Source organism: Micromonospora sp. NPDC051296 (assembly GCF_040682255.1).
Classification (GTDB): Bacteria; Actinomycetota; Actinomycetes; order Mycobacteriales; family Micromonosporaceae; genus Micromonospora; species Micromonospora craterilacus.
The window spans coordinates 1-9,310 of sequence record NZ_JBFBAO010000282.1 but is presented as its reverse complement, the minus strand read 5'-3'; the positions used below and the strand labels follow the sequence as shown (position 1 = coordinate 9,310).

8 protein-coding genes and 1 pseudogene are annotated in these 9,310 nt (G+C 70.7%); 8 read left to right on the top strand and 1 reads right to left on the bottom strand.

The annotated features are described in order from the left end of the window. A partial coding sequence (locus AB0M52_RS24875; RefSeq protein ID WP_363958137.1) for an ATP-binding protein occupies positions 1-2,592 on the top strand: 2,592 nt, incomplete at its 5' end. Then, positions 2,589-3,143: a response regulator gene (locus tag AB0M52_RS24870; RefSeq protein ID WP_363958134.1), complete on the top strand. Its 555-nt coding sequence runs from the start codon at positions 2,589-2,591 to the stop codon at positions 3,141-3,143. The genes AB0M52_RS24875 and AB0M52_RS24870, both read left to right, overlap by 4 nt. 13 nt (positions 3,144-3,156) lie before the next feature. On the opposite strand, the gene AB0M52_RS24865 is transcribed toward AB0M52_RS24870, so the two are convergent. Beyond that, a complete protein-coding gene (locus AB0M52_RS24865; RefSeq protein ID WP_363958130.1) occupies positions 3,157-3,492 on the bottom strand; it encodes an STAS domain-containing protein in 336 nt (111 codons plus the stop codon). A gap of 140 nt (positions 3,493-3,632) precedes the next feature. Between AB0M52_RS24865 and hemL the strand changes: the two genes are divergently transcribed. From hemL to AB0M52_RS24835, 6 genes and pseudogenes are all read left to right on the top strand, one after another. Further along, positions 3,633-4,970, top strand: coding sequence for a glutamate-1-semialdehyde 2,1-aminomutase (gene hemL / locus AB0M52_RS24860; protein ID WP_363958127.1), 1,338 nt, complete (start codon positions 3,633-3,635; stop codon positions 4,968-4,970). A 64-nt stretch (positions 4,971-5,034) separates the two neighbouring features. Further along, positions 5,035-5,682 carry a histidine phosphatase family protein gene (locus AB0M52_RS24855; protein WP_363958124.1) on the top strand — a complete coding sequence of 216 codons (648 nt, stop codon included), beginning with the start codon at positions 5,035-5,037 and terminating at the stop codon, positions 5,680-5,682. After that, positions 5,682-6,260, top strand: coding sequence for a TlpA disulfide reductase family protein (locus AB0M52_RS24850; protein ID WP_363958121.1), 579 nt, complete (start codon positions 5,682-5,684; stop codon positions 6,258-6,260). Before AB0M52_RS24855 ends, AB0M52_RS24850 begins: the two co-directional genes overlap by 1 nt. Beyond that, positions 6,260-7,147, top strand: a complete 888-nt coding sequence (locus AB0M52_RS24845) for a cytochrome c biogenesis protein CcdA (RefSeq protein WP_363958119.1) — start codon at positions 6,260-6,262, stop codon at positions 7,145-7,147. Before AB0M52_RS24850 ends, AB0M52_RS24845 begins: the two co-directional genes overlap by 1 nt. Continuing rightward, entirely contained in the window at positions 7,147-8,835 is a 1,689-nt protein-coding gene (locus AB0M52_RS24840) for a cytochrome c biogenesis protein ResB (RefSeq protein ID WP_363958116.1), read from the top strand. Before AB0M52_RS24845 ends, AB0M52_RS24840 begins: the two co-directional genes overlap by 1 nt. Beyond that, a pseudogene (locus AB0M52_RS24835) lies at positions 8,835-9,310 on the top strand (c-type cytochrome biogenesis protein CcsB); the annotation flags it as partial. The gene AB0M52_RS24840 and the pseudogene AB0M52_RS24835, both read left to right, overlap by 1 nt.

Sequence of the window (9,310 nt, the reverse complement as noted above, 5' to 3'; positions counted from 1 at the left end):
CAGAAGATCACGGTCGACGCCCAGGGCGAGATCCTGGAACTCAAGAACACCGTCAACACGATGGTGGACCAGCTGTCGTCGTTCGCCGACGAGGTGACCCGGGTGGCCCGTGAGGTGGGCACCGAGGGCAAGCTCGGTGGTCAGGCGCAGGTCAAGGGGGTCTCGGGGACCTGGCGGGATCTGACCGACAACGTGAACTCGATGGCGTCGAACCTGACCAGCCAGGTGCGGAACATCGCCTCGGTCACCACGGCGGTGGCGAACGGCGACCTGTCGCAGAAGATCACGGTCGACGCCCAGGGCGAGATCCTGGAACTCAAGAACACCGTCAACACGATGGTGGACCAGCTGTCGTCGTTCGCCGACGAGGTCACCCGGGTGGCCCGCGAGGTCGGCATCGAGGGGAAGCTCGGCGGTCAGGCCCAGGTCAAGGGGGTCTCCGGCACCTGGCGGGACCTCACCGAGAACGTCAACCAGCTCGCTTCCACCCTGACCACCCAGCTGCGGGCGATCGCCCGGGTCTCCACGTCGGTAACCCGGGGTGACCTCACCCAGCGGATCGCGGTGAAGGCGCAGGGCGAGGTCGCCGAGCTCAAGGACAACATCAACCAGATGATCGTCACCCTGCGGGAGACCACCCACAAGAACGCCGAGCAGGGCTGGCTCGACTCCAACCTGGCCCGGATAGGTGGTCTGCTGCAGGGGCAGCGCGACCTCGGCGAGGTCTGCCGGATGATCATGATGGAGGTGACCCCGCTGGTCGACGCGCAGCTCGGCGCGTTCTTCCTGGCGGACAACTCCGAGGGGGTGATGCGGCTGCGGCTGACCGCCTCGTACGGCTATGTGTCCCGGGGACACGACGTCACCTTCGGGCCGGGGGAGGGGCTGGTCGGGCAGGCCGCGCTCTCCCGGCGCACCATCCGGGTCGGTGCCGTGCCGGACGGCCGGATCACCCTGCGTTCCGGGCTGGCCGACACACCCCCGGCTGACCTGGTCGTGCTGCCCGTCCTCTTCGAGGGCGAAATGCTCGGCGTGATCGAGTTCGCCAGCGCGACCCCGTTCTCCGAGCTGCACCTGTCGTTCCTGGAGCGGCTGGTCGCCACCATCGGCATCGCGGTCAACACCATCCAGGCCAACCGCCGTACCGAGGAACTGCTCGCCCAGTCCCAGCGGCTGGCCCACGAGTTGCAGGAGCAGTCGGCGGAGTTGCAGCGCACCAACGCCGAACTGGAGGACAAGGCCAAGCTGCTTTCCGAGCAGAAGGCGAACATCGAGACGCAGAACCGGGAGATCGAGCTGGCCCGGCTCGGCCTGGAGGACAAGGCGCAGCAGCTCACCCGGGCGTCGGCGTACAAGTCGGAGTTCCTGGCGAACATGAGCCACGAGCTGCGTACGCCGCTGAACTCGCTGCTGCTGCTGGCCCGGCTGCTGATGGAGAACTCGGAGCAGAACCTCAGCCCGAAGCAGATCGAGTTCGCCCGGACCATCCACGGTTCCGGGTCGGACCTGCTGCGCCTGATCGACGACATCCTCGACCTGTCCAAGATCGAGGCGGGGCGGATGGACGTCGAGCCGACCGAGGTCCGGTTCGCCGAGATCCGCGGCTACGTCGAGCAGGCGTTCGCTCCGCAGGCCGACGACAAGGGCCTGGACTTCCAGGTGCGGATCGGCAAGGACCTGCCGCCGGCGGTGGTCACCGACGCCCAGCGGCTCCAGCAGATCCTGCGCAACATGCTGTCGAACGCGGTCAAGTTCACCGACAACGGGGCGGTGACGCTGCGCATCTCCCGGGCCCCGGAGAACGCGGTGTTCGACGTGCCGACGTTGACCAACGCCCGGCAGGTGATCGCCTTCACGGTGATCGACACCGGCATCGGCATCTCCGACGACAAGCTGTCGCTGATCTTCGAGGCGTTCCAGCAGGCGGACGGCACCACCAGCCGACGGTACGGCGGTACCGGGCTCGGCCTGTCCATCAGCCGGGACCTGGCCCGGCTGATCGGCGGCACGATCACCGTCACCTCGGCCCCCGGCCAGGGCTCGACGTTCACGCTCTACCTGCCCGACGTGCTGGCGCCGGACGCGGTGGTGGCACCGTCGCCGCCGTCGCCGCAGCGGGCCGGCCTGCCGTCGTCGCTGCTGATGCCGCCGATGGAACTGCTGCCACCGGCGCCACAGGCCCCGCAGACCCGCCAGCTGGACGGCGCCACCGTGCTGATCGTCGACGACGACGTGCGCAACGTCTTCGCGCTGACCAGCGCGTTGGAGTTGCACGGCATGACCGTGCTCTACGCCGACAACGGCAGCGACGGGGTACGCCTGCTGGCCGAGCACCCCGAGGTCGACATCGTGCTGATGGACGCCATGATGCCCGACCAGGACGGGTACGAGACGACCCGGCAGATCCGGCGTAACCACCGGTTCGCGGACCTGCCGATCGTGTTCCTGACCGCCAAAGCCATGCCGGGTGACCGGGAGTCGGCGATCACGGCCGGGGCCAGTGACTACATCACCAAGCCGGTCGACCTTGACGAGCTCATCGAGTTGATGGCGTCCTGGATCAGCGGCAGCCGGACCGAGGAGGGCTCGTGACGCAGGTGGCGAAGGCGCTGCTGGTTGACGACCGCCGGGAGAACCTGATGGCGCTGGAGGCGATCCTTCAGGGGCTGCCGGTGCAGTCGGTCGCGGTGGAGAGCGGAGAGGCGGCGCTGAAGCAGCTGCTGGTGGACGACTTCGCGGTGATCCTGCTGGACGCCCAGATGCCGGACATGGACGGCTTCGAGACCGCCAGCCACATCAAGCGGCGGGAGCGTACCCGGCACGTACCGATCATCTTCCTGACCGCCGCCGACCGGGACGCCCAGCTGGCCCTGCGGGGCTACCAGATCGGCGCGGTTGACTACCTGACCAAGCCGTTCGACCCCTGGGTGCTGCGGGCCAAGGTGTCCGTCTTCGTCGAGCTGTGGACCAAGACCCGCCAGTTGGCCGCGCAGTCCGAGATGGTGCGGGAGCGCGACGCCCAGTGGCGGCTGTTGACCGACGCGGTCGACGAGGCCACCAACCTGCTCCGCTCGGATGACCCGGACGCCGTCGCCCGCGCCGTGGCCGCCCTCGAACAGGCCCGCTGGGGCACCACCAGCTGACGCGCGGGGCGGGTCAGCTGGTGCGGGCGTCGTTGCGGATCATCAGGGCGCTGCGGAGGCCGGTGATGTCCAGGACGCGCAGCAGGAACTCGCCCACGTTGGTCAGCACGAGCAGGCTCTGCGAGTGGCTGGCCTTGCGGCTGAGGACGACCAGCGTCCCCAACCCCTGCGAGTCGCAGAAGGTGACGCCGCCGAGGTCGAGCACGATCCGCGGCGGCGGCTCGGTCAGCACCTCATTGACGACGGTCGACAGCTGGGCGGCCGTGAGCATGTCGATCTCACCGGCGAGGCGCAGCGTCGCTTCGTCGCCAGTCCGGTGAACGGTGATGGACAGTTCGGCACGATCCACCCGGTCAGCCTATCGCGATCTCGGGCACCCGGCCCGTCGAGGCGAGTCACCCCTGGGGCAGCGTGCCGCAGGTGAGCCGGGTAACCCTGATCCGGGGTGCCTGCTGATCCGCCATCGGGCGCTGACACAATGGCGGCATCGTGACCGAGGTGTTTCCCGCCGGATCCGACCGTTACCCGGTCGACGCGCCGGCCTCAGCGGCCCTGTTCGACCGCGCCCGGGCCATCGTGCCGGGCGGGGTGAACTCCCCTGTGCGCGCCTTCCAGGCGGTCGGCGGCACACCACGCTTCATGGTCCGCGGTGACGGGCCCTGGCTGTACGACGCCGATGGCCGGCGCTACGTCGACCTGGTGTGCTCCTGGGGCCCACTGATCCTCGGCCACGCCCACCCCGAGGTGGTGGCGGCCGTGCAGGCCGCCGCCGCGCAGGGCACCAGCTTCGGTACGCCCACCCCCGGCGAGGTCGACCTGGCGGCCGAGATCGTGGAGCGTACGCCGGTCGAGCAGGTCCGCCTGGTCAACTCGGGCACCGAGGCGACCATGTCGGCGATCCGGCTGGCCCGCGGTCACACCGGCCGCTCGAAGATCATCAAGTTCGCGGGCTGCTACCACGGACACGTCGACGCGCTGCTCGTGGCCGCAGGTTCTGGCGTGGCCACCCTCGGTCTGCCCGACTCGCCAGGGGTGACCGGCGCGGCGGCCAGCGAGACCATCGTGCTGCCGTACAACGACATCGCCGCGGTCGAGGAGGCGTTCGCCGCCCAGGGGCCGGACATCGCGGCGGTGATCACCGAGGCGGCCCCGGGCAACATGGGCGTGGTCGCCCCCCGCGACGGCTTCAACGACCAGCTGGCGCGGATCGCGCACGCGTACGGTGCGCTGCTCATCATCGACGAGGTGATGACCGGGTTCCGGGTCTCCCGCTCCGGCTGGCACGGCCTCGACCCGGTCGACGCGGACCTGTGGACGTACGGCAAGGTCATGGGTGGCGGGCTGCCCGCCGCGGCGTTCGGCGGGCGCGCGGAGATCATGTCGCGACTGGCCCCCGCCGGCCCGGTCTACCAGGCCGGCACCCTCTCCGGAAACCCGCTCGCCTGCGCGGCCGGCCTGACCACCCTGCGGCTGGCCGACGACGCGCTCTACCGCCAGCTGGACTCCACGGCCGCCGTCGTGGGCAAGCTCGCCGCCGACGCGCTGGCCGCCGCCGGTGTCCCGCACCGGGTGTCGTACGCGGGCAGCATGTTCTCGATCTTCTTCACCGACGCCGACGTGGTCGACTACGACAGCGCCCGCACCCAGCAGGTGCCCGCGTTCAAGGCGTTCTTCCACGCGATGCTCGCCGCTGGGGTGTACCTCCCGCCGAGCGCGTTCGAGTCCTGGTTCGTGTCGGCGGCGATCGACGACGCCGCCCTGGAACAGATCGCCGCTGCCCTGCCGGCGGCGGCCAATGCGGCGGCAGCGGCGGTAACTGGGGGGTAGTGGTGAGCGCGAGGAGTGAGCCGGTTTTGCGAGCCCCTCAGTCGCGAACGAAGGGGGCACAGCGGTGAGCAAGACGGTGGTCCACGTGCTTCGGCACGGCGAGGTGCACAACCCGGACGGCATCCTCTACGGCCGGCTGCCCGGGTTCCGCCTCAGCGAACTGGGTGTCCAGATGGCCAAGGCCGCCGCGCAGGGGCTCGCCGAACGCGAGGTCGTGCACGTGGTGGCCAGCCCGCTGGAACGTGCCCAGCAGACCGCCGAGCCGATCGCCGCGCAGTTCGGGTTGCCCGTCGGGGTGGACGAGCGGCTGATCGAGAGCGCCAACTGGTTCGAGGGCAAGCGGGTCTCGCCCGGCGACGGTTCCTTCCGCGACCCGCGTAACTGGTGGGTGCTGCGCGACCCGGTCACCCCCTCCTGGGGTGAGGCGTACCGGGTGATCGCCGAGCGGATGTTCGCCGCGCTGCACGCCGCCCGGATCGCCGCCGAGGGACGCGAGGCCGTCCTGGTCTCGCACCAGCTGCCGATCTGGACGCTGCGCCGGCACGTCGAGCGCAAGCGGCTCTGGCACGACCCGCGCCGCCGGCAGTGCTCGCTGGCCTCGCTGACCACGTTCCACTTCGACGGCGCCAAGGTCGTCGGCATCGGCTACTCCGAACCGGCCGCGCACCTGGTGGCGATCTCGCCGACCGCGCGGACGGCCAAGGGCGCCTGATGGCGGCCCGGAGGTTGACCGCCGGCCTGTTCGCCGCCGTGACCGCCATGGCGCTCCTGACCGGCTGCTCCGCCGACGGCGGGAAGCCGCAGTGCGACACGGTCGACGGCATCGTGGAATGCCGCCCGGACCAACGGACCGCCGCCCCCGATATCGCCGGTGAGCTGCTCAAGGGCGGGTCCTACGACGTGGCGGATCAGCGCGGCCAGGTCGTCGTGGTGAACTTCTGGGGCTCCTGGTGCGCGCCGTGCCGGGCCGAGGCCGACGACCTGGAGGCCACCTACCAGGCGACCAAGGATTCCGGGGTGACCTTCCTCGGCATCAACGTGCAGGACAGCCGGGACAAGGCGATCGCCTTCGAGGAGGGGTTCGGGGTCAGCTACCCGAGCATCTTCGACCCGGGCAGCCGACTCGCCCTGAACCTGGACATCTCGCCGAACACCATCCCGGCCACGGTCGTCCTCGACCGGGAGGGGCGGATCGCCACCGTGATCCGGGCGGCGGTCAAGCAGGAGGGCCTGCAACCGATCGTGGAGCGGATCGCCGCGGAGTCACCCGCGTCGGCCGGCCAACGCTGATGGGCGAGACGTTCGGTCAGCTCGCCCAGTCGGGCCCGCTGCTGTTGGCGGTGGGCGCGGCGGCGCTGGCCGGGCTGGTCAGCTTCCTGTCCCCGTGCGTGCTCCCGCTGATGCCCGGCTACCTCTCCTACGTCACCGGCCTCGCCGGCACCGACCTCGAAGGCCGAAGTGAAAGGAAGGGCCCCCTCTTAACGCCTCCGGTAGAGGAAGGGCCCCCTGTTAACACCACGAGCACCCGCAAGGCGGGCGGTGCTGGTGTTGGTACGGCGGTGCGGGAGGAGCGGTCCACGGTCAGCCCGGCCGTCAAGGGGCGGGTGCTCGCCGGGACGCTGCTCTTCGTTGCCGGCTTCACCGTCGTGTTCGTCGCCACCGCGATCCTGTTCAGCAGCATCGGCCGGGTCTTCTTCGACTACGAGCGGACGCTGGAGATCGTCATCGGCGGGCTCATCGTCGTACTCGGGTTGGGTTATCTCGGGGTGCTGCCTGGGTTCCAGCGTGAGCTGCGGATCAACCGGCTGCCCGCCGCCGGCCTGCTCGGTGCGCCCGTGCTCGGCGCGGTGTTCGCGCTGAGCTGGGTGCCCTGCACCGGGCCGACCCTGGCCGCGGTGCTCGGCATGGCCACCACCAGCGGGCAGACCGACCGGGCGGTGGTGCTGGCCGTGGCGTACTGCCTCGGGTTGGGGCTCCCGTTCATCGTCTTCGGGCTGGGCTTCAACCGCCTGCTCGGGGTCTTCCGCGCGGTACGGCGCAACAGCCGGTGGATCACCCGGATCGGCGGCGTCCTGCTGATCCTGATCGGCCTGGCGCTGGTCACCGGCGGGTGGAGCAACGTCGTGATCTGGTTGCAGACCACCGTCGGGGTGGGCAATTTCGAGGTGGGTATCTGATGACCGCCGTGGACGACCGGCCGGCCGCGCCGGCCGAGGCACCGCGGCGCCGCCCCAACCCGGTGCTCGCCCTGCTGCGCAACTCGTGGCGGCAGCTGACCAGCATGCGTACCGCTCTGGTGCTGCTCTTCCTGCTCGCGGTCGCCGCGATCCCCGGCTCGGTGCTGCCGCAGCGCGGCGTCAACCCGGAGGACGTACGCGACTTCTACACCGCGTACCCCGAGCTGGCCCCGATGCTCGACCGGGTGGGCGCGTTCGAGGCGTTCGGCTCGGTCTGGTTCTCCGCGATCTACCTGCTGCTCTTCACCTCGCTGATCGGGTGCATCACGCCCCGGTTGCGCGACCACGTCCGGGCGCTGCGGGCCGCGCCGCCGGCCGTACCGAAGCGGCTGGAGCGGCTGCCGCAGCACGCGGTGCTGCCCGCCCCGGCCGGGGGTGCGGCGGCGATCGCCGAGACGCTGCGGCGTCGGCGGTGGCGGGTGGTGGTCCGCGGCGACGAGGTCTCCGCCGAGAAGGGCCTCCTCAAGGAGACCGGCAACCTGATCTTCCACACCTCGATGGTGGTGGTGCTGGTCGGCGTGGCGCTCGGCTCCTGGTACGGGTGGCACGGCAACCGGCTGCTCGTCGCCGGTGCCGACCACGTCTTCTGCAACACCCGTCAGCAGTACGCCGAGGCGAAGCTCGGCCCGCGGGTCGGCGACGACCTGCCCCGCTTCTGTATGCAGCTGGACGAGTTCGACGCCCGGTTCCTGCCGAGCGGCCAGCCCGCCTCGTACAACGCGAAGGTGACCGTCGACGAGGACGGCGGCGCGCCGCGCCCGGCGGAGTTCTCGGTCAACTCGCCGTTGCGCCTCGACGGCGCGAACGTCTACCTGCTCGGGCACGGCTACGCCCCGGTGATCCGTTACACCGACCGGTTCGGCAAGAGCCAGACCAGCGCTGTGCCGTTTCTCACCACCGGGGATGTCGGGCTGACCGGTGAGGGGCTGGCCGCCTTCCCGGACGCCAACGTCGACCCGGCCACCGGTGAGCGGGATCCGGACCTCCAGGTGGCCTTCGACGGCCTGTACATGCCGACCGCGCCGCAGCAGGCACCGTTCACCCGCTCCGAGCACCCGACCGAGCAGAATCCGCTGCTCGGCCTGGTCGCCTATCGGGGCAACCTGGGCCTCGACGCCGGCATCCCCGGCTCGGTCTACCAGCTCGACCAGCGTCAGGTACGCAACGGCCGGCTCACCGAGATCGGTTCGAAGGAACTGCGGATGGGTGAGAGCTGGACGCTGGACGATGGCACGAAGGTCGAGTTCCTGGGCACCGAGCCGTACATCGTCCTGTCCGTGCGCTACGACCCGGGCACGATGCTGCTGCTGGTCAGCTCCGTCGGGCTGGTGCTCGGGCTGATGGGCTCGCTGTTCGTCCGGCGTCGGCGGGTCTTCGTCCGGGTACTGCCCGCTGGCTCGGGCGACGGGCTGCCGGCCGGCTCGGGCGACGGTTCCGGGCACCCCGGCAGTGGATCTCCGACGGGCGGTAGTAGCTTGGTCGAGGTGGCTGGCCTGCCGCGTACCGAGCATCCCGGGTTCGCGGCCGAGTTCGCCCAGCTGGTGTCCGCGATCCGCGGCGACGAGCGGGGCGGTGAAGCCGGCGCCGGAGTCGAGGCTGGCGCCGGGGCGCGAGAAGGAGCCGAGTGATGTCCGCACTCTCCGACCAGGTGGTGTCGATCGCCACCCTGGTGTACCTGCTGGCGATGATCAGCCACGCGGTCGAGTACGCGCTGGGCAACTCGCGCGCCGAGGCCGTCGCGGCACCCGCCCGCGAACTGGTCGGCGCGGCGGTCGGCGGCGGCTCCACGGGCGTGGCCGGCGGGGTGGGCGCTGACGTGGCGGGCACCGTGCCCCCGACTGCGGCAGAGCGGACCGCGCGGCGCGCCGAGCTGGCCGGCAGGATCGCTGTGGTGGTGACCGCCCTGGGCGCGGCATTGCACCTGGTCGGGCTGGTCACCCGTGGCCTCGCCGCCGACCGGATGCCGTGGGGCAACATGTACGAGTTCGTGCTCACGGTCTCGTTCATCGGTGTCGCCGCCTGGCTGGTGGTGCTGGTGAAGATGCCGTCGCTGCGCCGCCTCGGGCTCTTCCTGACCCTGGTCATGGTGCTGCTGGTGGCCAC